The organism is Streptosporangium sp. NPDC002607 (assembly GCF_053592655.1).
In genome coordinates this window covers 48,797-70,487 of the sequence record NZ_JBSFWD010000014.1, presented here as the reverse complement: position 1 = coordinate 70,487, position 21,691 = coordinate 48,797, and the positions used below count along the sequence as shown (strand labels likewise).

Annotated in this window: 21 protein-coding genes and 1 pseudogene; 11 read left to right on the top strand and 11 right to left on the bottom strand. The window is 71.5% G+C overall.

Annotation, left to right across the window (positions count from 1 at the left end):
• Positions 1-61: 61 nt before the first annotated feature.
• The 3 genes from ACWD3H_RS18000 to ACWD3H_RS17990 are packed head-to-tail and all read right to left on the bottom strand — an operon-like array spanning position 62 to position 2,876.
• Positions 62-682: a LutC/YkgG family protein gene (locus ACWD3H_RS18000; protein WP_355555930.1), complete on the bottom strand. Its 621-nt coding sequence runs from the start codon at positions 680-682 to the stop codon at positions 62-64.
• Positions 679-2,091 (bottom strand): lactate utilization protein B, encoded by a 1,413-nt coding sequence (locus ACWD3H_RS17995; protein WP_355555927.1) that lies wholly within the window; start codon positions 2,089-2,091, stop codon positions 679-681. Before ACWD3H_RS17995 ends, ACWD3H_RS18000 begins: the two co-directional genes overlap by 4 nt.
• Positions 2,088-2,876 carry a (Fe-S)-binding protein gene (locus ACWD3H_RS17990; RefSeq protein WP_355555925.1) on the bottom strand — a complete coding sequence of 263 codons (789 nt, stop codon included), beginning with the start codon at positions 2,874-2,876 and terminating at the stop codon, positions 2,088-2,090. Before ACWD3H_RS17990 ends, ACWD3H_RS17995 begins: the two co-directional genes overlap by 4 nt.
• A 72-nt stretch (positions 2,877-2,948) precedes the next feature.
• Between ACWD3H_RS17990 and ACWD3H_RS17985 the strand changes: the two genes are divergently transcribed.
• Positions 2,949-3,701, top strand: coding sequence for a FadR/GntR family transcriptional regulator (locus tag ACWD3H_RS17985; RefSeq protein ID WP_350957109.1), 753 nt, complete (start codon positions 2,949-2,951; stop codon positions 3,699-3,701).
• On the opposite strand, the gene ACWD3H_RS17980 is transcribed toward ACWD3H_RS17985, so the two are convergent.
• Complete coding sequence (locus tag ACWD3H_RS17980; RefSeq protein WP_451955759.1) at positions 3,633-5,123, bottom strand: sulfatase family protein; 1,491 nt, start codon at positions 5,121-5,123, stop codon at positions 3,633-3,635. The two genes, ACWD3H_RS17985 and ACWD3H_RS17980, sit on opposite strands and share 69 nt — an antisense overlap.
• A gap of 110 nt (positions 5,124-5,233) precedes the next feature.
• On the opposite strand from ACWD3H_RS17980, the gene ACWD3H_RS17975 reads away from it, so the two are divergent.
• Entirely contained in the window at positions 5,234-6,253 is a 1,020-nt protein-coding gene (locus ACWD3H_RS17975) for an LLM class F420-dependent oxidoreductase (RefSeq protein ID WP_355555920.1), read from the top strand.
• 74 nt (positions 6,254-6,327) lie between these two features.
• Here ACWD3H_RS17975 and ACWD3H_RS17970 read toward each other — a convergent pair whose 3' ends face one another.
• Together ACWD3H_RS17970 and ACWD3H_RS17965 are read right to left on the bottom strand one after the other, a co-directional pair.
• Entirely contained in the window at positions 6,328-7,416 is a 1,089-nt protein-coding gene (locus ACWD3H_RS17970; protein WP_451955758.1) for a hypothetical protein, read from the bottom strand.
• Complete coding sequence (locus ACWD3H_RS17965) at positions 7,403-7,969, bottom strand: RNA polymerase sigma factor (RefSeq protein ID WP_355555916.1); 567 nt, start codon at positions 7,967-7,969, stop codon at positions 7,403-7,405. Before ACWD3H_RS17965 ends, ACWD3H_RS17970 begins: the two co-directional genes overlap by 14 nt.
• Before the next feature lie 204 nt (positions 7,970-8,173).
• Between ACWD3H_RS17965 and ACWD3H_RS17960 the strand changes: the two genes are divergently transcribed.
• Both ACWD3H_RS17960 and ACWD3H_RS17955 read left to right on the top strand, forming a co-directional pair.
• Positions 8,174-8,824 carry a response regulator transcription factor gene (locus ACWD3H_RS17960; RefSeq protein WP_350921515.1) on the top strand — a complete coding sequence of 217 codons (651 nt, stop codon included), beginning with the start codon at positions 8,174-8,176 and terminating at the stop codon, positions 8,822-8,824.
• A gap of 110 nt (positions 8,825-8,934) precedes the next feature.
• Positions 8,935-9,513 (top strand): annotated as a pseudogene (locus tag ACWD3H_RS17955) (DUF4328 domain-containing protein); the annotation flags it as partial.
• 129 nt (positions 9,514-9,642) lie between these two features.
• On the opposite strand, the gene ACWD3H_RS17950 reads toward ACWD3H_RS17955, so the two are convergent.
• Both ACWD3H_RS17950 and ACWD3H_RS17945 read right to left on the bottom strand, forming a co-directional pair.
• Complete coding sequence (locus ACWD3H_RS17950; protein ID WP_355555958.1) at positions 9,643-9,975, bottom strand: DUF6504 family protein; 333 nt, start codon at positions 9,973-9,975, stop codon at positions 9,643-9,645.
• Positions 9,976-9,981: 6 nt separating this feature from the next.
• Positions 9,982-10,737 (bottom strand): GntR family transcriptional regulator, encoded by a 756-nt coding sequence (locus ACWD3H_RS17945; protein WP_451955757.1) that lies wholly within the window; start codon positions 10,735-10,737, stop codon positions 9,982-9,984.
• A 429-nt stretch (positions 10,738-11,166) separates the two neighbouring features.
• On the opposite strand from ACWD3H_RS17945, the gene ACWD3H_RS17940 reads away from it, so the two are divergent.
• The 7 genes from ACWD3H_RS17940 to ACWD3H_RS17910 are packed head-to-tail and all read left to right on the top strand — an operon-like array spanning position 11,167 to position 18,697.
• Positions 11,167-12,336, top strand: a complete 1,170-nt coding sequence (locus ACWD3H_RS17940) for an ABC transporter substrate-binding protein (RefSeq protein WP_350957099.1) — start codon at positions 11,167-11,169, stop codon at positions 12,334-12,336.
• Complete coding sequence (locus ACWD3H_RS17935) at positions 12,333-13,211, top strand: ABC transporter permease (protein ID WP_451955756.1); 879 nt, start codon at positions 12,333-12,335, stop codon at positions 13,209-13,211. Before ACWD3H_RS17940 ends, ACWD3H_RS17935 begins: the two co-directional genes overlap by 4 nt.
• Positions 13,199-14,056, top strand: a complete 858-nt coding sequence (locus tag ACWD3H_RS17930) for an ABC transporter permease (protein ID WP_451955755.1) — start codon at positions 13,199-13,201, stop codon at positions 14,054-14,056. The genes ACWD3H_RS17935 and ACWD3H_RS17930 overlap by 13 nt, the downstream gene beginning before the upstream one ends.
• Positions 14,053-15,168, top strand: a complete 1,116-nt coding sequence (locus ACWD3H_RS17925) for an ABC transporter ATP-binding protein (RefSeq protein WP_451955754.1) — start codon at positions 14,053-14,055, stop codon at positions 15,166-15,168. Before ACWD3H_RS17930 ends, ACWD3H_RS17925 begins: the two co-directional genes overlap by 4 nt.
• Positions 15,158-15,853, top strand: a complete 696-nt coding sequence (locus tag ACWD3H_RS17920) for an HAD family hydrolase (protein WP_355555903.1) — start codon at positions 15,158-15,160, stop codon at positions 15,851-15,853. The genes ACWD3H_RS17925 and ACWD3H_RS17920 overlap by 11 nt, the downstream gene beginning before the upstream one ends.
• A 37-nt stretch (positions 15,854-15,890) precedes the next feature.
• Positions 15,891-17,675, top strand: a complete 1,785-nt coding sequence (locus ACWD3H_RS17915) for a serine/threonine-protein kinase (RefSeq protein WP_451955753.1) — start codon at positions 15,891-15,893, stop codon at positions 17,673-17,675.
• 59 nt (positions 17,676-17,734) lie between these two features.
• Entirely contained in the window at positions 17,735-18,697 is a 963-nt protein-coding gene (locus ACWD3H_RS17910; RefSeq protein ID WP_355555899.1) for a quinone oxidoreductase family protein, read from the top strand.
• 117 nt (positions 18,698-18,814) lie between these two features.
• Here the strand turns inward: ACWD3H_RS17910 and ACWD3H_RS17905 are convergent, their stop codons facing one another.
• From ACWD3H_RS17905 to ACWD3H_RS17895, 3 genes are read right to left on the bottom strand one after another with little or no spacing between them, the layout of a single operon-like run.
• Complete coding sequence (locus tag ACWD3H_RS17905) at positions 18,815-19,852, bottom strand: PucR family transcriptional regulator (protein WP_451955752.1); 1,038 nt, start codon at positions 19,850-19,852, stop codon at positions 18,815-18,817.
• Entirely contained in the window at positions 19,852-20,655 is an 804-nt protein-coding gene (locus tag ACWD3H_RS17900; protein ID WP_451955751.1) for an ABC transporter permease subunit, read from the bottom strand. Before ACWD3H_RS17900 ends, ACWD3H_RS17905 begins: the two co-directional genes overlap by 1 nt.
• On the bottom strand, positions 20,624-21,544 hold the full coding sequence (locus ACWD3H_RS17895; protein ID WP_451955750.1) for an ATP-binding cassette domain-containing protein: 921 nt from the start codon (positions 21,542-21,544) through the stop codon (positions 20,624-20,626). The genes ACWD3H_RS17900 and ACWD3H_RS17895 overlap by 32 nt, the downstream gene beginning before the upstream one ends.
• Positions 21,545-21,691: the final 147 nt, after the last annotated feature.

Sequence of the window (21,691 nt, the reverse complement as noted above, 5' to 3'; positions counted from 1 at the left end):
CCGTAGACGTCCAGCACGGCCACATCCGTGTTTCGCGCCCGACGCGCCTCCCCCTGCCGGATCAGCGGATGACGACGACCTCCAGCGCGCGCGGGCCGTGCACGCCCTCCACCCGGTTCAGCTCGATGTCGCTGGTCGCGGAGGGACCGCTGATCCAGGTCAGCGGCCTGGACGGGTCGAGCCTGCCGACGGCCTCGGGAACGCCGGCCACGATCTGCCCGGCGCGCACGACGCACAGGTGGTAGTCCGGTACCAGGGTCAGCGCCCGGCGCCCCTGCCCGGGGCCGGCGTCCAGCACGATCGTGCCGGTCTCCGCGATCGCCACGGCGCACCCGGTGACGACACCGTCCACCCCGTCCAGCTCGGCCGCGCTCAGCGGCGGATCGTCGGTGACCGGCTCTCCGGGGACCCACTCGGGTGGCAGCCCTTCGGGGACGACCAGCCGGGTGGCGCCCCGGCGGGCCAGCGCCGCCGCGATCGTCGCGGCCGCCTCCCCCTCGTCCACCACGTGCACGACGGCCCGATAGTCGGCCACCCGCTCGGCGAGCAGTTCCACCAGGCCCGTCGCGCGGGCCGGGTCCGGTGAGGTGCGGTAGGCGCGGGTGATCTCGACCTCGCCGGCCCCGGCCACCGCGGAGCGGATCCGCGACAGGATCAGCTCCCTGCTGCCCGCAGCGGTCATTGAACGCCTCCGTCTGTGCGGTCCCACCAGTCACGGAATGACTCGGGAGGAATATCGGGAATGTCGCGCGTGTCGGTCCAGGCCGACAGCGGGCCCGGCAGGCGTCCGGGGACGAACCTGCGCAGGCGGCCGCCGAGCCGTTGAGCACGTGCCAGCCGCGCGGGGCGGTTGAACACCCATCCGGCGGCACGCATGCCCAGGCGCTCGACACGCGCGTGGCGGACCTTGCCACGCAGGTGGACCAGGACCTCGGGAATGTCGATCGCGACCGGGCAGGCGTCGAGGCAGGCGCCGCAGAGGGTCGAGGCGTACGGCAGCGACGCGTCCAGCTTCGAGGCGGTGCCGCGCAGCTGCGGGGTGAGGATCGCCCCGATCGGTCCCGGATAGACCGAGCCGTACGCGTGGCCTCCGGCCCGCTCGTAGACCGGGCAGACGTTCAGGCAGGCCGAGCAGCGGATGCAGCGCAGCGCCTGACGGCCGATCTCGTCCGCCAGCACGTTCGTCCGGCCGTTGTCGAGCAGCACCAGGTGGAACTCCTGCCCCTCGACCGCGCCGGTCCAGGTGGAGGTGTAGGGGTTCATCCGCTCGCCGGTGGAGCTCCTGGGCAGCAGCTGGAGGAAGACCTCCAGGTCCTGCCAGCTGGGCAGCAGCTTCTCGATGCCGACCACGCTGATCAGCGTCTCGGGCAGGGTGAGGCACATCCGCCCGTTGCCCTCGGACTCCAGCACCACCAGCGTGCCGGTCTCGGCGATCATGAAGTTGGCGCCGGAGATCGCGACCCTGGTGGAAAGGAAGCGCTCGCGCAGGTGGAGCCGGGCGGCCTCGGCGAGGGCGCGGGGGTCGTCCGTCAGGTCCGCCGGCGCGGCACGCCCCCAGTCGGCCATCTTCTCCCGGAAGATCTCGCGGATCTCCGCGCGGTTGCGGTGGATCGCCGGGACCAGGATGTGCGAGGGCCAGTCGTCGCCGAGCTGGACGATCAGCTCGGCCAGGTCGGTCTCGTACGCGGTGATGCCCTCCAGTTCGAGAGCCTCGTTGAGGCCGATCTCCTGGGTCGCCATCGACTTGACCTTGACCACGCTGGTCTCGCCGGTGGCCTTGACCAGGTCGGCGACGATCCGGTTGGCCTCCTTGGCGTCGGCCGCCCAGTGAACGTGGCCGCCCGCCGCGGTGACCGCCTCCTCCATGCGCACCAGGTAGCGCTCCAGGTTGCGCAGGGTATGGTCCTTGATCTCCTTGCCCGCCCGGCGGAGCTCGGCCCAGTCGGGCAGCTCGCCGACCGCGGCGGCCCGCTTGCCGCGGATCGTGTGGGTGGCCTTGCGGAGGTTGTACCTGAGCTGTGAGTCCCGCACGGCGGCCGCGGCGTTCGCGGGGAAGGCCGGCATGCCGAGGAACGTGGCGCCCCCGCTCATCCGCGCACCGCCCTGCCGTCGCCGCTCTCCGTGGCGGCGAGGATCTCGGCGAGGTGCATGATCCGTACACCGGCGCGCTGGCGTCTGAGGGTGCCGCCGATGTGCATCAGGCAGGAGTTGTCGGCGGCGCACAGCACCTCGGCACCGGTGGTCGCGACATTGTGCACCTTGTCCGCGCACATGGCGGCGGAGATCGCCGGGTTCTTCACCGCGAAGGTGCCGCCGAAACCACAGCACTCGTCCGCTCCGGGGAGCGGGACCAGCTCCAGGCCCCTGACCTGCTCAAGCAGGCGGGTGGGCCGGTCTCCCAAGTGGAGGCCGCGCAGCGAGTGGCAGGTCGGGTGGTAGGTCACCCGGTGCGGGAAGTAGGCGCCGACGTCGGTGACGCCGAGGACGTCGACGAGGAACTCCGAGAGCTCGTAGACCTTCGGCACCGTCTCGGCCACCTCCGCGGCGAACGAGCCGGGCGGGGGTCTCTCCCCCGCGGGGGCCCCGGCGGCGGCCGGGGTGCGGGCGAGACGCGGGTACTGCTCGCGGACCATCGCGGCGCACGACCCGGACGGCGCGACGACCGCGTCGTACTCGGCGAAGACGTCCACGAAGTGCCGCGCGAGCCGCCTGCCCTCCTCGGGGTACCCCGTGTTGACGTGCATCTGGCCACAGCAGGTCTGCGCCCGTGGGAACTCGACGTCACATCCGAGGCGGCGCAGCAGCGTGACGACCGCTCGCCCGGTGCCGGGAAAGAGCGTGTCGTTCACGCAGGTGATGAACAGGGCGACGCGCACGGCACTCCTTTACGCTCATATGGTATGACCATAGTATGGTCTGACCATATTCCCTCACAAGAGGAGGCCCCCTTGAGCGGTTGGCAGCCGGTCCGGCGCACCCGGGCGTTCGAGGACGTGATCGCCCAGATCGAGCGGCGCATCGCGGACGACGGGCTCACGGTCGGCGACCGCCTGCCCGGCGAGCGGCAACTCGCCGAGCAACTGCGGGTGAGCCGGTCGTCCGTACGCGAGGCGATGCGGGTTCTGGAGACGCTGGGCGTGGTGTCGTCGCAGGTCGGGCGGGGGCCGGACGCGGGGGCCTGCCTCATCTCCAGACCCGCGGACGCCCTGAGCGACCTGCTCAGACTCCACCTCGGGCTGTCGAACCTGTCGCTGGCGGAGGTCGTCGACGCCCGGCTGATGATCGAAAAGTGGTCCGCCGCGCACGCCGCGGCACACGGGGCGGACCTGTCGGCCCTGACCGCCGCGCTGGAGAGGATGGACGCCTCGACGACCGCGGAGGAGTTCGTCGAGCACGACACGGCCTTCCACGTGGCCATCGCCGAGGCGTCGGGCAACAGGCTGACCACCGCCATGATGCTCTCGCTGCGTGACTCGCTCCGCCGCTACGCGGTCGGCGCGGTCGAGCGCCTCGGCGACACGGCGGGGCTGATGGCCGATCATCATCGGATCCACCGGGCCATCGTCGCCGGGGACGCGGCGGGGGCCGCCGCCGCCGTCGAGGCCCACCTGCTGCGGGCCTACCCCGGCATCTCACGGTCCCCACGGACCGAGGAAGAGGGGCCTGACGGGCAGCACGGGCGGCTTGACCGAGTCGGCTGACCTGCAGGTGGCGCCCGAGCAGGAGACCAGTGCGTCGAGCTGCTGGTTGAACTGGGCGATCACGGAGAGCGGGGTCTCGGCGGCGATGTTGCGGAGCTGGTAAGGATCCGCGACGAGGTCGTAGAGCTGGTACTCGCCGGTGGAGTAGCGGACGAAGGTGTGCCAGGCGGTCCGCATGCCCTGGTAGGCCGGGACCGGAGTCTGGCGGGCCGAGCCCGGGTCCGTCGGGCGGTTGAACTCCAGCAGCACGTTCTGGCGCCACGAGGGCGGCGTGCGGCCCTGCAGGAGCGGCAGCAGGGAGCGGCCCTCGACGAAGTCGGGGAGCGTGACACCGGCCAGCTGGGCGAACGTCGGGGCCAGGTCCACCGTGGAGGCCATGTCGCCGATGACGCGGCCCGCCGGCACACCGGGGCCGCGGACCAGGAGCGGCACCTTGATCGACTCGTCGAAGGGGGTGGTCTTGCCCTGGGCGAGCCGGTGCTGGCCCAGGTGGAACCCGTTATCGGAGGCGAAAAAGATATACGTTTCATCCAGCTTGCCGGAGACCCTGAGGGACTCGATCAGGGCACCCACCATGTCGTCCACGCCGAGCATCGCCCGGAGCCGGTCGCGGTAGTGCCGGTCGATCTTCTGGACCTTCCTGGCGTCGAACTGCGGGAGCGACCTGAGCCAGAGTGGCTCGGCACTGACATCCGGCTGGTTGAAGGACGGGGTGCGCGGGGCCACCGCTCCGGCGAAGGCGGCCTCGTGCCGGGGGGCGTAGTTGGCCGGGTTGTGCGGGGCGATCGGGGCGAGGTAGAGGAAGAACGGGTCGTCGCCCGGCTGGGAGACGAACGCCCCCGCCTTCGCACTGAGCACGTCGGCCAGGTAGTCCTCCGGCGCGAAGCCGTAGGCCCGCAGCGCGCCGTTCTCGTTGAGCGTGTAGCCGTACTCCTCGTAGAGCCTGCGCACCGGCACGTCCCACTCGTCCCAGCCGGGCGGCACGTAGGTGGCGGCGGTGGCGCCGCCGGGGTAGTGGTTGAGGTACTTGCCCATCAGGCCGGTGCGGTATCCGGCCGACTTCATCCAGGTCCCGAGCGTGGAACGTTCCAGGCCGGTTGTGTAGTACTTGGTGAAGCCGCCCTCGGGAGCGGTGTTGGTCAGCACCCCGTGGCTGTGCACGTACTGGGAGCGCATGATCGACGCTCGTGACGGGCAGCACCAGGAGTTCGGCACGAAGAACCGGTCGAAGCTGGTGCCACCCCTGGCAAGGAGGTTTGAGATGTTGGGAAATTTCTGGAGATCCCCCGCATCCAGGTCGTCAACGAGGACCAGCACGATGTTGGGCCGCCCCGCCGCGTGCGCCACGGCCGGGATCGCTCCCGCGACGGCGAGGGCAAGGAGAAAGATCAGGGAGAGGAGCTTGCGAGCTGCATAGAGCACAGATGGACGCTTCCCGGGAGACCGAATTTCGACACCTCACACTCGACCGACCAATGTAGAACGTGTTCTAATTGCGGAGCGTGTCCGGCCTTACGTTGCGAGGAGACCCGGTGAGTACCGACCTGAAACTCGGCCTGAACCTCGGCTACTGGCAGCGCGACGCCGACGACGCCACCGAACTCGTCCAGGCCGCGGAACGGCTGGGGTACGAGTCCGTCTGGACCGCGGAAGCCTACGGTAGCGACGCCTTCACCCCGCTGGCCTGGTACGGCGCGCGGACGTCCCGCATCAAACTGGGCACATCGGTGGTGCAGATCTCCGCCAGGACCCCGGCGGCGACCGCGATGACCGCGATGACCCTCGATCACCTCACCGGCGGGCGGCTGCTGCTCGGCATCGGCGCGTCCGGCCCCCAGGTGGTCGAGGGCTGGTACGGCCGTCCGTTCCCCAAGCCGCTCGCCCGCACCCGCGAGTACGTCGAGATCATGCGCAAGGTCTGGCGCCGCGAGGAGCCGGTGACCAGCGACGGCGAGCACTACCCCCTGCCCTACCCGGGCGGCGCGAACCTCGGCAAGCCGCTGAAGCTGATCACCCGCCCGCTCCGCGGCGAGATCCCCCTCTATCTCGGCGCGGAGGGCCCGAAAAACGTCGCGCTCGCCACCGAGATCGCCGACGGCTGGCTGCCGCTCTTCGTGTTCCCCGAGAAGATCGAGCGGATGTACGGCCCCTCGCTCGCCGGCGCCGGGCCTGACTTCGACATCGCCGCCATGGTCATGACACTGATCACCGACGACGTCAGGGCGGCGCTGGACGGGGTGAAGATGATGCTGACCCTCTACATCGGCGGCATGGGTGCCAAGAGCCGCAACTTCCACGCCGACATCATCGGCAGGATGGGCTACGCCGAGGCCGCCGAGGAGATCCAGGCGCTCTACCTGGCCGGGCGCAGGGACGAGGCGTTCAACGCGATCCCCGACGAGCTGGCCGACGGCATCTCCCTGGTCGGCCCGGTGGGCCGCATCCGCGAACGCCTGGAGCTGTGGCGCAAGAGCCCGGTGAGCAACCTCCTGGTGATGGGCCCCCGCGACGAGACCTCCCTGAAGACGATCCGGGACCTGGTCCTCGGCTGAGCCACCCCGCCCCCGCCGGGGTGGCGGACCCGCCGGATGCCCCGCCGCCCCCTCCGGGACGGCGGGGCGGGAGATCACTTCCGGGCGCCGAGTTCGTTGACCCAGCCGAAGCTCTCGTACGCGACCTTGAGCCCCTTACGGGCGGGGATGAACGCGGTGCGGGAGTCGGTGGCTCGGGGCTTCTCGTCCGGGCCGTCGTAGCGGAAGGCCAGCAGGCGCGCCCCCGACTCGTCGATGACCAGGGTGTGGTGGCCGTTGGCCGTGGTGACCGCGGTTCCCGTGCGGCCGAGCGGGTCGAGGACGCCCTGCTTCAGGACGAGTCCCGGCTGGGCGGCCAGGATGCGCAGCATCGAGGCGCGCGTGGCCGCGCTCGTCGGCATGGACAGCAGGTGACGCGCCCCCTCGAAGGCGAAGTCCGCGAACGATCCCTCGCGGTGCGCCGAGCGGAGCCAGCGCTCCAGTCCCTCGACGTCGCCGGGCAGCTTCTGCTCCTTGCCCAGGGTCAGCGTCTTGGCACCGATCTGCATTCCCAGGACCATGGAGAAGTCCTCGGTACGCGGGGCGGGCCACAGGGACGGGGATCCCTTGGCCTTCCAGGCCGCCTCATCGGAGTCGGTCTCGAAGGTGACCTGGACGTCCTGGTTGGAGGAGAGCCGCCCGTCCTTGCCGTCGGACCAGGATTCGTCGGTGTGGGCGACGACCGCGCCGGACCCGACGGGCTCGAAGGTCCGGGTGCGGTCGAACCAGTACCTGCCCTTCGGGGCGGTCTCACGCGCCGCCGTCTCCGCGCCGGCCAGCAGGAACGACCGGGCGTCAAGCGTGACCACCGGTGTGCCGGGCGTCGCGGCGGTGGATCCGGCGGAGGTCTGGTCCGGGTAGGTGAGCTCGACGGTCCGGCCGCCACCCGGTCCCCGCAACCCGATCGTCCCCGTCACGACGGCCGGCACCGTCACCGCCGCGGCCAGCCCGACGAGGGCGCCGACCAGTGCGACCCTCGGGGTGAGACGGAACCCCGGACGGAAGGTGGGGCGGAACACGGACCGGGGCCGGGGCCTGGCCTCAGCGAAGGCGCGGGCGAGGTCCGCCTCGCGGCGGCGTCGGTAGGCGTCCTCGGCGAGGGCGTCCGGGCGTAGCGCGCGGACCCGCTCGTCAACGTCGTTCATCGGATACCTCCAGTTCGGGGACCCCGGGCCTGGAGCCCGGGGTGGGACGCGGCGCGGTGCCGCAGGGGATTGGTGAGGTGAGGTCGAGCGCCTGGGACAGGCGGCGGCGGGCGCGGTACAGGCGGACCGTGAACGCACGGGCCGAGCATCCGGCGAGCCGGGCGGCATCGGCCGGGGCGAGGCCGTACCAGCTGGCCAGGACCACGGCCTCGACGTCCTGCTCGGACAGGTCGGCGAGCGCCGCCAGCGCGGCCTCGCGCTCGGCGACCTGATCGGCCACGTCGCCCGCCGGGGCCAGTTCGGCCAGCCGGTCGGCCAGCGCCCGCTTCCGCAGCCCGGAACGCCGCTGCGCGCGCAGCAGGTTGCGGGCGGTGCCGAGCAACCACGGCAGTGGAGACTCGGGCAGGCGTTCCAGCTGCCGCCAGGCGATCAGGAACGTCTCGCTGGCGACGTCCTCGGCCTCCTGCCGCTCGGCACGGAGCAGCGCGTAGCCGAGCACGCTGCGATAGTGCCGGTCGTACAGCGCGGTGAATCGCGCTTCTGGATCATCCACACCCAGTAGTGCCTTTCCACGCGCCCCGATCACCGGCGGAACGAAAAAACATTCGGCGCGTCCGATCCCCATGATGCTCGCGCGGGTTCGCCCACGGGCTGGACGCGGGCGCCCTGTGCTGAAAGCCGGGCCTGCCCACCTCCGGCTGGGTTTGTCGGTGAATGCCGAACCGTTGCCCGGCGCCGGGCTGGCAGAATCCATCGGGTGACGATTCGGGTGCTCATCGCTGACGACCAGGAACTGGTGCGGACCGGGTTCCAGATGATTCTGGACGCCCAGGAGGACATGGAGGTCCTGGCGACGGCCGCCAACGGAGCCGAGGCCGTCGAGCTGGCGCGGCGGCTGCGGCCCGACGTCTGCCTGCTGGACATCCGGATGCCCAAGCTGGACGGCCTGGAGGCCACCCGCCTCCTGGCGGGACCGGGGGTGCCCAACCCGATGAAGGTGGTCATCGTCACGACCTTCGACCTGGACGAGTACGTCTACGGAGCGCTGCGCGCCGGAGCGACCGGTTTCCTGCTCAAGGACAGCGGGCCGACCCTGCTCATCGAGGCGATCCGGGCCGCGGCGGCGGGGGACGCGCTGGTGTCGCCCTCGGTGACCGTACGCCTGCTCGAACACCTGGCCCACCCGCGGGCCGGTGCCCGCCGGCCGCCCCGCGAGCCCCTCACCGAGCGCGAGCTGGACGTCGTACGCCTGGTGGCCAGGGGACGGACCAACCAGGAGGTCGCCGCCGAGCTGTTCGTGTCGCTGTCGACGGTGAAGACGCACCTGGGAAGCATCCAGACGAAGCTCGGCGCCAGGAACCGGGTGGAGATCGCCGCGTGGGCCTGGGAGTCGGGCACCGTGAGCTGAGCGAGCCGAGTTGGCCAAGTGGACAGAGTGGTCCGAGTGGGCTGATTAGCGAAAGGGCTGACGGGATAGAAAAAGGGCAGGTCCTCAGCGCATGGCGGGGGGAGATATACATGCGCTCTATCCCATCTCTACAGAAAAGGTCGGCTTCGGCCGTCTACTTCACCCTTACCACCCTGGTGGTCGCGACCGCCGCCCTGGCGGTGTTCGAACAGGCCCGTGGCCGGCGCCTCGTCCTGGAGATCTCGAAACTCGGCGGCGACCCCCACGCCCCCGGTGCCGACGCGATCTTCGGCGCGGTGACGGTCTTCGCCATCCTGATCATTTTCTTCGCCACGGCCGCGATCGCCGCCGTCGTCGCGTACCTGAACTGGCTGCTCCGTGCCCGGCAGTGCGCCGACCGGCCCGCGGTGGCCACCGTCCTGGCGAGCTGGTTCGTGCCGGTGGTCAACCTCGTCGCCCCCGTCGTGCTGGTCGACCGGCTGTGGCGGGCCTCCCGTCCGCCGGCCGACCGCCGCCCGCGCTGGCGGGTGCTGCTCGCCGCCTGGTGGCTGAGCTGGCTGGTCGCGCTCACGCTGGTGCTGGTACGGCTCTGGCCGGGCGTGTCCCAGGCGGGCACCGGCCTGACCGGTTTCGGCCCGCCCGAGCTGACCGCCGTCACGGTCGCCGCACTGCTCTGCGCGGCGACGGTCCGGCAGATCACCGGGATCCAGACCGCGGGCGCCAGGCACCGGCGCCGGATCCCGGTGCACCGTCCGGAGCGTGCCGGACGCCGGGGCGGGATCGGATCCTGGAGCGTGGCCGCGGCCTGGGGCGGGGAGTCAGTCCCAGGCCCTGATCAGCAGCCAGCCCTCGCCCGCGGTGTCGAACCGGAGCTCGTAGGTGCCGACCTGGCCACCGGTGGCGGCCTCGGCTCGCCAGAACCGGCGCTCGCCCGGATCTCTGTCGGAGACCTTCCACCACTCGCGCGCGACAACCCAGTGGTCGAGAATCCGGTGGACCGTGTAGAGCTGGTCTCGCCAGACGAACTGGACGGGCCGTCCCTCGCGAGTCCACACCTCGACAGGGTCGCCGTAGAGTCGGTTCAAGACGCCTCTTCTCCCCGCGGCTTCGGATGAGTGCCCGGGGGAAGGCGGGCCTGCCGTATCGAACATACGTTCTCATCGAGCCGGGCGCAAGTCACCCATCTGCCGTACCAGCGGGTTGGCGTCCACCGAGTTGCGGATGCTGAAGGTCACGCTGCCCGTGCGGTAGCGGTCGTCGGACCACTCGACGGGCCGGCCCTCGTGGGTGGTGGTGACCCGGCGCTGACGCAGCAGCGGGCTGCCCCTGCGCACGGCCAGCAGCCTGGAGTCCTGCACGCCGGCGGCCACCGCGTCGATGAGGTGCTCGCCGTAGGCGAAGACGAGGCCGACGCTGTCGTAGAGGGCCCGGGTGATCGACTCGCAGCCGGGTTCGATCCGCTCGACGGCCGGGGCGATCCACCCGGCGTAGGTCGTGCGCTCCAGCATCACCGGCTCGCCTTCCAGGGAACGAAGCCGCAGCACCGACAGCACCGGTTCGCCCGGCTGGAGCGCCAGCCGGGCCGCCTCGGTGGCGTCGGCGCCCCTGCGACGCTGTTGCAGCACCTGCCCGCTGACCCGGTAGCCCATCGCCCGCGCCCACTGGGCGAAGCTGTGCAGCTCAGCGAAGCTCTGGCTGCGCTCGCGGCCGAGCACGATGCGCCTGGCCCCCTGCCGGGAGCCGACCAGGCCCTCGGTGGCGAGCACCGCGACGGCCTGGCGGATCGTGCCCCGGGAGGCCGCGAAGCGGGTGGCCAGATCGGCCTCCGAGGGCAGCTGGGCCCCCACGGCGTACTCGCCTCGCATGATCGCGTCGCGCAGCCTCTCCGCGATGCCCAGGTAACGGGGGGTCACACCCGGCTCCTTTCTCCCGAGCCCCCGAACGACGGGATTCCTTCCCGTGTGCCTTCCAACACCCGCGCCCCCTTCAGGACACCCGCGAACGTCCGGCGACCGCGCAATCCCGCCTCGCCTCTCAGAACCGCCCTCGCATTCGGCCCGACATCCGACTCTGTTCCCACCGCGGTTCCCGCTCCTGTTCCCACGCCTGTCCCCGACGGTGGGCGCGATGGCGCGCCGCTTGGCTGCGCGCACCGACCGACGAGACCGACCTCCACCCTAAACACCCCTGAATCACCCACACAGCTGCGATTTTCGCATTTCACCCATGTACTCCATGCGTTCACCAAACAGCAACTTATTCACGGCATACGAGGTCTAGCTTGTTTGTACAAGTTCGTCTACTTTCATGAAATATTGCGCGACACCCCCTTGGGAGACACAGTGATCGCATCCCGAGTTCGCCTTGCAGGTCTGGCCGCTTTCCTCCTGGTGGGAGCCACCGCGTGCGGGGCCGCCCCCGGCACGTCGACCCCGTCGGGAGCCGCCTCCGACGGAGGCTCCGCGGCCGGCGTGGACGCCAGAACCGCCACCTCCGCGGCCGATTTCGGCGGGCTGGACAAGCTCGTCGAGGCCGCCAAGAAGGAGGGCAAGCTCCACGTCATCGCCCTGCCGCCAGACTGGGCCAACTACGGAAAGATCATCGAGGCGTTCAAGGCGAAGTACGGCATCGAGATCGAGAGCGAGACGCCCGACGCCGCCAGCGCCGACGAGATCAACGCGGTGAAGACCCGCAAGGGCCAGGACCGCGCCCCCGACGTTCTCGACATCGGCCAGTCCTTCGCGATCAGCGGCGCCGCCGAGGGCCTGTTCGCGCCGTACAAGGTCCAGACGTGGGACAAGATCCCCGAGAACCAGAAGGAGCCCTCCGGCCTCTGGTTCAACGACTACGGCGGCTACATCTCCATCGGCTGCGACGCCAAGAAGATCGACAAGTGCCCGGAGACCTACGCCGACCTGCTCAAGCCCGAGTACAAGGGCAAGATCGCCCTGAACGGCAACCCGACCAAGTCCGGCTCGGCGTTCGCGGGCGTGTACGCGGCGGCCCTCGCGAACGGCGGCTCCTTCGACGACATCCAGCCCGGCCTGGACTTCTTCAAGAAGCTCAAGGAGAGCGGGAACTTCAACCCGGTGGAGACCACCCCGGCCACCATCGAGAAGGGCGAGACCCAGATCAGCATCGACTGGGACTACAACAACGCCGCCTACGCCCCCAAGATGGCCGAGAAGGGCATCGACTGGAAGACCGTCATCCCCAGCGACGGCAAGTACTTCCAGCTGTACGCCCAGGCCATCAACAAGGACGCCCCGCACCCGGCCGCCGCGCGCCTGTGGCAGGAGTTCCTCTACAGCACTGAAGGCCAGAACCTCTACCTCGGGGGCTTCGCCCGCCCGGTCCTGCTGCCCGCCATGCAGGCCGACGGTTCGGTCGACAAGGCCGCCGAGGCCAACCTCCCGCCGGTCGACGGCGAGCCCACCTTCCCGTCGGAGGCGCAGGTCAACAAGGCCAAGGAGGTCCTGGCGAACGGCTGGGGCGCCGCGGTCTCGGGATGACGGCCCGCACGGTCACGGCCGCCGCCCCGCGCGGCGGCCGCGGCCGATCCAAGAACTGGCTGGGCGCCCTGCCGCTGCTGGTCGTGGTGACCGTGGCGTTCGGCATTCCGGCGGTCACCCTGCTCGTCGGGGCGTTCACCGTCAGGGACCCGGCGACCAGGGTGTCGTCCATCGGCACCGCCAACCTGTCCAGGAGCCTGCAGGGCGCCTACCTCAACGCCCTGCTCAGCAGCGTGCAGCTGTCGGCGGTGGTGGCGGTGGTCGCCGCGGTCCTCGGGACGTTCCTGGCCCAGGCCGTGATCACCTCTCGCTTCACGGCGCTGCGCGAGGCGGTGCTGACCTTCTCCGGCGTGCTGGCCAACTTCGGCGGCGTGCCGCTGGCCTTCATCTGGATCGCCACCCTGGGCAACTCGGGGGTGCTCACCACCGCGCTGGGCATCGGCCCCGGCGCGCTGTACAACTTCTGGGGCCTGGCCCTGGTCTACCTGTACTTCTCGGTGCCGCTGATGGTGCTCGTGGTGACCCCGGCGCTGGACGGCCTGCGCCCGCAGTGGCGGGAGGCGGCGCAGAACAGCGGCGCCACCACCTGGCAGTTCTGGCGCCACGTCGGCATCCCGGTGCTGACCCCCGCGCTGCTCGGCGGCGTCGTCCTGCTGTTCGGCGGCGCGTTCGCCGCCTACGCCACCGCCGCCGCCATGGTCGGCAGCACGGTCCCGCTGGTCACCCTGCAGATCGCCGACGCGCTCACCGGTGACGTCCTCATCGGCTACGAGAACATCGCGCTCGCCCTGAGCCTCGACATGATCGTCATCGCGCTGCTGGTGATGGCGGTCTACCTGCCGCTGCAGAGGAGGAGTTCCCGATGGTTGCGGTAGCCGCCCTGCCCGACGTCACTCCCGGCGGCCCGGGCCCCACCGCCCGCCCCGGGCAGCGACGGGCCTGGCGGGGGGTCGTGCTGGTCGTCGCGGCGCTCTACTTCGTCGTGCCGATGGCCGTGTCGTTCTGGTTCACCGTCTACTCCGAGGGGCAGGGCTTCTCGCTCGCCGCCTACGGCCGGATCCTGTCGGCGCCCGGCTTCCTGTCCAGCCTGCTGCTCTCCCTCGGGCTGGCCGCCGCCACCATCGTCGCGGTGCTGCTGCTGACCCTTCCGGCGATGCTGGCCGTACGGCTCGGCGCGTCGAGGCTGGGGCCGGTGCTGGAGCTGATCGCCACGCTCCCGCTGGTCGTGCCGCCGATCACCTACGTGGTCGGCATCAGCACGGCACTGCGCGGCGGCATCGACGCGCTGGCCGCCACACCGCTCTGGGCGACGCTGATCGCCGTCCAGGACGAGCGGTTCCCGATCGTCCTGGTGCTGGCGTACGTGGTGCTGACGCTGCCGTTCGCCTACCGGTCGCTGGACGCCGGGCTGCGCGCGATCGACGTGCGGACCCTGGTGGAGGCGGCCCGCAACCTGGGCGCCTCGTGGCCGTACGTGCTGTTCCGGGTGATCATCCCCAACATCCGCTCCGCCATCGCCAGCGCCTCGTTCCTCACCCTCGCGCTGGTGCTCGGCGAGTACACGGTCGCCGCCCTGCTCGGTTACCAGACCTTCCCGGTCTGGATCGTCACCATCTCCGGGAACGACGGGCAGCTCTCCGTGGCACTGTCGATCATCAGCCTGCTCCTCATCTGGCTGCTGCTGCTCACCCTCTCGGGTGCGGGAAGGAAGCGTTCGTGACCGTCGAGTTCCGAGGACTGCGCCGCGCGTTCGGCCGTACGGTCGCGCTGGACGGCCTGGACCTCACCGTGGAGCAGGGCGAGCTGATGGCCCTGCTCGGCCCGTCGGGCTGTGGGAAGACCACGGCGCTGCGCTGCGTCGCCGGGTTCGAGCACCCCGACGCCGGGGCGGTGCTGGTGGACGGCAAGGACATCACCCGGGTCCCCGCCAACCGGCGGGACGCGGGCATGGTCTTCCAGTCCTACAGCCTGTTCCCCAACCTCAACGCCAGGGACAACGTGGCCTTCGGGCTCCGGGTCCGCAAGGTGCCCACCGCCAGACGGCACGCGCGGGCGGCCGAGTTGCTGGAGCTGGTCGGCCTGCCGGCGCACGCCCAGCGCTACCCGCACGAGCTCTCCGGCGGCCAGCAGCAGCGCGTCGCCCTGGCCAGGGCGCTGGCGCTGGAGCCGCGCGTGCTGCTGCTCGACGAGCCGCTGTCCGCGCTGGACGCCAAGGTCCGTGTCACGCTCCGCGAGGAGATCCGCCGGCTCCAGCTCGAACTGGGCATCACCACCATCTTCGTCACCCACGACCAGGAAGAGGCCCTGTCGGTCGCCGACCGGGTCGCGGTGCTGCGCGCCGGGCGGCTGGAGCAGTGCGGTCCCCCGGCCGAGGTCTACGACCGGCCCGCCACCCCGTTCGTCGCGGAGTTCGTCGGCGCGATGAACCACGTCCCCGGCCACCTGTCCGGTCAGGAGGTCACGGTCCTGGGCCGGCTCATGCCGGTGGACGGCCCGCTGCCCTCCGCCTCCGACGTCGACGTGCTGGTCCGTCCCGAGGCGGTGCTGGTCACGCCCTCCCCCGAGGGAAGTGCCACGATCGTGGCCTCCTCCTTCCGCGGCTCGGTCGCGCGGCTGCGGGTGCGGCTGGGCGAGCTGGAGATCCTCAGCGACGTACCGGGACACGACGCGGTGCGACTGGCGCCGGGCACGCGGGTGGACGTCGCCCTCGTGCAGCGGCCCGTCCTCGTCGCGGCGCGCACCGCCCCCGCTCTCCCGGAGCCCTCGGGGTTCTCGGAGCCCTCGGGGCCGGATGCGTCCGAGGCGTCGGAGGATCCCGCGGGTGTCGGGTGAGCTCCGCGCCGTCCTGTTCGACATGGACGGCACGCTCGTGGACACCGAGGGAATGTGGTGGCAGGCGTGCGCGGCGGTCGCCGCGGAGTCGGGTCTGGAACTGGCCGAGGCCGACACCGGCCACGTGCTCGGCCGTCCGGTCGAGTACGTGGCCGCCCACCTGGTAAGGCGCGCGTCGTCCACCGCTTCCGGCGCGTCCGCGCCCCCCGGTGGAGCGGACACCGTCGAACGGGTGGGGGCGCGGCTCACCGACGCCTTCGCCGAGCGGATCGCGGGCGGGGTGACGCCGCTGCCCGGCGCGATCCGGCTGCTGGACGACCTGGGCGCGGGTGGCGTACCCGCGGCGCTGGTCAGCGCCTCCCCCCGGCGCATCGTGGACATGGTGCTCCAGACCGTCGGGGCCGAGCGGTTCACCCTGGTCGTGGCCGCCGAGGACACCGCGCGCGGCAAACCGCTGCCGGACCCCTACCTGCGGGCGGCCGCCGAGCTGGGCGTCGACCCCGGCGAGTGCGTGGCGGTGGAGGACAGCCCGACCGGGCTCGCGGCGGCCCGCGCGGCCGGATGCCGGGTGGTGTCGGTCACGGGCGGCATGGCGCGGGAGGGCGTGCTGGCCGTGGACGGCCTGGAAAAAGTGGACCTTCCGCTGTTGCGACAGCTGGCGAGCGGCCAGAGATCGATAGGCTGAACCACTCATGTGATGGCGTACGCGGTTAGGTACAAAGGTGAACAACCTCAGTCCCGACGAACCACTACAGATAGGCCGATACCGCTTGCTCAGCAGGCTGGGCCGCGGCGGGATGGGCACGGTCTATCTCGGCGAGTCCCCTGACGGGCAACAGGTCGCCATCAAGGTCATCAACTCGGAGTACAGCCAGCACGAGCGGTTCCGGATGCGGTTCCGCAGGGAGGCCGACGCCGCGCAGCGGGTCCGCAGGTTCTGCACGGCCGCGGTCATCGAGGCGGCGCTCGACGGCGACCAGCTCTACGTCGTCACCGAGTACGTCACCGGCCCCAACCTGGAGGAGGCGGTGGAGTCCGGCGGACCGCTGCACGGCTCCAGCCTGGACGCGCTGGCCGTCGGGGTGGCGACCGCGCTGACCGCCATCCACGCCGCCGGGGTGGTGCACCGCGACCTCAAGCCCTCCAACGTGCTGCTCTCCCCGGTCGGCCCCCGCGTGATCGACTTCGGCATCGCCCGCGCGCTGGACACGCTCAGCGGGATGACCGGGACCGGGGAGATCCTCGGCACCCCCCGCTACATGGCGCCCGAGGTGCTCCGCGGCGAGCCGGTCTCGGCCGCCTGCGACGTGTTCTCGTGGGGCTGCCTGATGGCCTTCGCCGCGAGCGGGCGAGCTCCGTTCGGCGGCGAGGCACTGCCCGCGGTGCTGTACCAGGTGCTCAACACCGAGCCCACCCTGGAGGGCATGGAGCCCGCGCTGCGCGAGCTGGTCGGCCACGCCCTGGCCAAGGACCCGCGGCACCGGCCCACCTCCCAGCAGCTCCTCGACCACCTGGTGGGCCGCTCCGCCGCGCCCGAGCAGACCGCCCACTCGGTTCAGGCCTCCTGGCAGGGGCAGCCGGCAGGACCCGCGAACGCCCCGGGGACCGACGACCTCCGGTGGACCCCCACCTCGATGTCCTCCCAGCCCGGCTACACGATCTCCGGCAACCCGCAGACGGGCCCCGGCCACACGCTCCTGGGCCCGCAGAGCGATCTCGGGATCTTTCCGCGCGAACAGTCGGCCAAGCGCCGCAAGCTGGTCATCGGAGCGGCCGCGGCGGCCCTGGTGGTGGCCGGCGCGTTCGGCCTGAGTCTGGTCCTATCCCCCGGCGGCCCCCCGGAGAACCTCACCCTGCTCTACCAGGACGACTTCACCCAGAGCGGCACCGGCTGGAGCGGCGGCGCCTACAATCCGCTCGCTGACACCTACGGCTACGGCTACGCCCCCGACGGCTACTACGCCATCGACGTCAGCGGCTACTCCCCCATCAAGCGGGAGCAGGCCCCGATCCCCTTCGTGCCCACACCCCCCGCCACCCCCGACCCCACAGCGAGCCCCACACCGATCACGCCGAGCCGGATCCTGCTCGGCACCGACATCACGATCCGCTCCGGCAGCATCGGCATGGGCGAGTACGGGCTGTTCTGCCGGGGCGAGGACGACAACAAGGCGACCCGGTACGAGTTCCTGCTCGACACCGCGGGGAACGCCCGCATCCGCAAGACCGTCAAGAGCGCCGGGGGCGAGCTCACCAAACCCGTCAAGGTCGACCTGCCCAAGGGGAAGACCGCCCGCCTTCAAGCCGAGTGCACCGGGGTCGACGGGGGCGTGCAGCTCAACATGTGGGTCAACGGCGATCGGGCGCAGTCCTTCCTCGACACCAACCCGCTGCCCAACGGCCTGGTGGGCGTGATCGCCCGGGTCGGCGAGAACAGCGACGCCGTGCTCAGGACCGCGTTCGACAACTTCACACTGCACGGCCCCGCAGCCACCGGGCAGCCCTGAGTGATCCGCCCGGTGTCGGGGACGATCGGGACACTGACAGATCGAAGGAGTTCAGCACGATGCACGCCATAGCCGTCTCCGCCACCGGCGGCCCCGAGGTTCTCACCTATGTCGACGACCATCCGGACCCCGAGGTGAACCCCGGGGAGGTCCTGGTCGACGTCGCCGCCTCCGGCGTGAACTTCATCGACATCTACCACCGGATGGGCCGTTACCCGCTCTCCCTGCCCTTCATCCCCGGTGAGGAGGGCGCGGGCACCGTCGTCGCGGTCGGCGAGGACGTCCACGACGTCGCCGTCGGCGACACCGTCGCCTGGGCGTCCGTGCCGCGCAGTTACGCCTCCAGGGTCGCGGTGCCCGCTTCCAAGCTGCTCTCGGTGCCCGAGGGGGTCGCGCCCGAGGCCGCGGCGGCCATCACGCTCCAGGGACTGACCGCGCACTACCTGACCCACTCCACCTACGCGGTGAAGGCCGGTGACGACGTGCTGGTGCACGCCGCCGCCGGTGGCATGGGCCTGTTGCTCACCCAGATCGCCAAGCTGCGCGGCGCCCGGGTGATCGGCACGGTCTCCACCGAGGAGAAGGAGGCCCTGGCCCGCCAGGCGGGCGCCGACGAGGTGCTCCGCTACCGGAACTTCCCCGACGCGGTCCGCAAGCTGACCGGCTCCGGCGTGCACGTCGTCTACGACGGCGTGGGCGCGGCCACCTTCGACGAGAGCATCGTCTCGCTGCGCCCGCGCGGCATGATGGCGCTGTACGGCCAGGCCAGCGGCCCGGTCCCACCCGTCGACCCGCAGATCCTCGCCAGGAACGGCTCCCTGTTCCTGACCCGCCCCAGCCTGAACGCCTACATCGCCACCCGCGACGAGCTCGTCTGGCGGGCCTCCGAGATCTACGGCTGGGTGGCCGACGGGCGGATCCGGGTGCACATCTCCAACCGCTACCCGCTGGCGGAGGCCGCCCGCGCCCACTCGGACCTCGAATCCCGCCGTACGACCGGCAAGGTGCTGCTGATCCCCTGACGGGCGTGCGGGAACGCGCGGAGGCGCGTCAAAGGGTGCCGCGTCCGGTGTCGACCCGGGCCCGTCGCCCTGTTCTTCGGTGACGGGCCACCGGGGCTCCGCGTACGGCGGGGGCGGTCAGCGCAGCGGCTGGGCGGGCCAGTCCAGCAGCCGGGCGCCCAGGACCGCCGTCTCCAAGGTGAAACGCTGGGTGGAATCGTCCGGTGAGAACCCGGTGAGGCGGCGGATCCGCTCCAGCCGGTAGGTCACCGCCCGGGTGCTGACGCCGAGCCTGCGCGCGGCGGCGGTCTGGTTGCCCTGGGAGGCGAAGACCGCCTCCAGCGTGGCGAGCAGCGGCTCGGGACCGCCCCGCGCCTCGAGCAGCGGGCTGAGCACCGTCGTCACCAGGTCCTCGATGGCCGCCCGGTCCCGCAGCAGCACCGGGAAGACCAGCAGGTCGGCGGCTTTCAGCACGGGGGCGCGCAACCCCAGCCGGTCGCCGAGCTCGATGGCGTTGGCACCCTCGCGATAGGAGGCGACCACCCCGCCGGGGCCTCGGTGTGCCCTGCCAAGACCGACCCGCCAGCCGGGCGCGAACAGCCGGCGGACGTGGTGGGTGAACTCGCCGGTCGCGGCGGCGAGGCCGCCCGGCGCCACGCAGACGAGCATCCCGTCCCGGACCGCGACCAGCACGTTGTGCGAGCCGAACCGGGCGATCAGCGCGTCCTCGATCCGCCGGGCCGTCCCCTCGGCGAGCCCGCCGTCCGCCCCGCCGCCGACGTGGGCGGCGGGGCGGGCGACGGCGACCGCGTAGCTCTCGGCCAGGCGGAGGCCGAAGTGCTCGGCCCGCTCGGCGAGCCGGTGGACGCGCCCCTGGAGCAGGTCGTCGACGAACTCCCGGCGCGCGAGCTCCTCCTGGCGCAGCGCGGACCGCTGGGCGTCCTCGTACCCCTCCATCAGCGCGGAGACCGTACGCCGCAGGGCCGGAAGCGGGGCGGGGCTCACCGACTCGGCCATGGCCAGTGCCGCCTCGACCAGGGCACGGACGGACACGCCCCGCTCCGCGGCCAGCGCACCGGCGGCGCGGCAGTCGTCGAGCTCGGCTCTGCCCGGCGGCCTGCCGGTGGCGGCCGCCTCCCTCAACGTCCGGAGATGGCCGCCGAGCAGCTCGTCCATCAGACTCCCACGTCACGCCTGTCGAAGGCCGGTATCGCGGTCAGCACCAGCGCGACGATCGCCCCTACCAGCACGAGATACTCCCACGCGGGAAATCCCTGCTGGATCGGCCGTCCGTCGAGGTAGTAGTGGAACGGCGAGATCCAGCGCAGCCAGGACACCCCGTCCACGTCCCTGCCCATCGTCTCGACCACGTAGCCGGCCACCGCGACCACCCCGACCACCGCCAGGGCGACCCCCCTGCGTCCCGTCAACGCGCCGACGGTCAGACAGAGCGTGCCGAAGAAGAGGGCGAGCAGGAAGACGCCGGTGTGACCGGCCAGGATCCGGTCGGCCGGAACGTCCATACCGACGGCCGAGGCCAGGCCGAGCACGACGAGGAAGGTGACCGCCGTCACGCCGAGCAGGGCGAGGGCGAGGGCGGCGAAGCGCTCCAGGACCAGCCGCCTGCGGGTGATCGGGAGGGTGAGGGTCAGCTCCAGGGTGCCCGTCTCCTCGGGCTGGGCGATCGCCCGGTTACCGATCACCGCGGCGCACATGATGAACAGCATCGGCCCGAACAGCTGGTAGACCAGCGTCTGCAGGTAGCCGGGGCCGCTGGCGAAGCCGTCCTCCAGACCGCCCATGAGGTCGCGCATCGCCCCGGGGAACTTGGTCAGCGCCACCTGCCCGTAGAGCTCGGGGTTGCTCACGATGGTCGGGTAGTACGCCAGGTACAGCCCGAAGAACGCGCTGATCCCGATCGTCCAGCCGAGCAGCGCCCGCCGGTAGTCACGCAGGCTCTTCGACACCAGCGCGGGCATGACGCGCCTCCTCATCGCTGTAGTAGGTCAGGAAGATCTCTTCGAGGTCGGGCTCGGCGCTGACCATGTGCACCACGGTGAACCGCGCCGCCGCCTTGACCAGCGCGTCCGGGCGGCCGTCGATGGTGCAGCGCACCCCGGCGCCCTCCACCCGCAGGTCCCGCACGCCGGGCAGGTTCTCGAACGCCTCGCGGGGCACCGGCGCGTCGAAGTGGAACTCCACCTGGCGCACCGCCTTCTCGCGGAGCGCGGCGACGTCCTCCACCGCGACCAGCCTGCCGGCTCGTACGATGCCGACCCGGTCGGAGACGTGCTCGACCTCGGCCAGCACGTGCGAGGACATCAGCACGGTACGGCCGGAGGCGCGGACCTCGCGGATCATCGCCAGGAACTCCTGCTGCACCAGCGGGTCCAGGCCGCTGGTCGGCTCGTCGAGGATCAGGAACTCCGGCTCGTGCATGAACGCCTGGATGAGCCCGACCTTCTGCTTGTTGCCCTTGGAGAGCTTGCCCATCGGCACCGCCAGGTCGGCCTCCAGCCGCTCGGCCAGCTCCGTGATCCGGCCTCTGGGCACGCCGCCGCGTACCGCGCCGAGAAAGGCGAGGTAGTCTCCCGCCCGTTCCCTGCCCTCCAGGGCCAGCTCGCCGGGCAGGTAACCGATCCGGCTCCGCACGCCCGCCTCGCGGGGATCGCTGCCGAGGACCGTCATCCGGCCCCTGGTGGGGCGGATCACGTCCAGGAGCAGCCGGATCGTGGTCGTCTTTCCCGCGCCGTTCGGGCCGAGGTACCCGAACACCTCCCCGGGCCGGATCTCCAGGTCGAGATCCTCAAGTCCCCGGCGCCCGCCGTAGAACTTGGTGAGCCCCTCGGTTTCCGCCACCGCTGTCATGCACCCGATCGTGCCCGCCCACCGGTGCGGGGGCCATGGCCGGATCCCGACAGTTGGCCGCCTTTTCCTTGCCCGAATCCGGACCCCGCCCCGCCGACCCGTCGTGACACCGGGGGCCGTACCGATCCCCGGCGCGGTCTATCGTGA

Coding starts and splice junctions, on each gene's coding strand:
- ACWD3H_RS17930 (WP_451955755.1), top strand. CDS start 13,199: ATGGTTGCGGTAGCCGCCCTGCCCGACGTCACTCCCGGCGGCCCGGGC.
- ACWD3H_RS17910 (WP_355555899.1), top strand. CDS start 17,735: ATGCACGCCATAGCCGTCTCCGCCACCGGCGGCCCCGAGGTTCTCACC.
- ACWD3H_RS18000 (WP_355555930.1), bottom strand. CDS start 682: ATGACCGCTGCGGGCAGCAGGGAGCTGATCCTGTCGCGGATCCGCTCC.
- ACWD3H_RS17950 (WP_355555958.1), bottom strand. CDS start 9,975: ATGTTCGATACGGCAGGCCCGCCTTCCCCCGGGCACTCATCCGAAGCC.
- ACWD3H_RS17995 (WP_355555927.1), bottom strand. CDS start 2,091: ATGAGCGGGGGCGCCACGTTCCTCGGCATGCCGGCCTTCCCCGCGAAC.
- ACWD3H_RS17905 (WP_451955752.1), bottom strand. CDS start 19,852: ATGGACGAGCTGCTCGGCGGCCATCTCCGGACGTTGAGGGAGGCGGCC.
- ACWD3H_RS17935 (WP_451955756.1), top strand. CDS start 12,333: ATGACGGCCCGCACGGTCACGGCCGCCGCCCCGCGCGGCGGCCGCGGC.
- ACWD3H_RS17900 (WP_451955751.1), bottom strand. CDS start 20,655: ATGCCCGCGCTGGTGTCGAAGAGCCTGCGTGACTACCGGCGGGCGCTG.
- ACWD3H_RS17895 (WP_451955750.1), bottom strand. CDS start 21,544: ATGACAGCGGTGGCGGAAACCGAGGGGCTCACCAAGTTCTACGGCGGG.
- ACWD3H_RS17970 (WP_451955758.1), bottom strand. CDS start 7,416: ATGAACGACGTTGACGAGCGGGTCCGCGCGCTACGCCCGGACGCCCTC.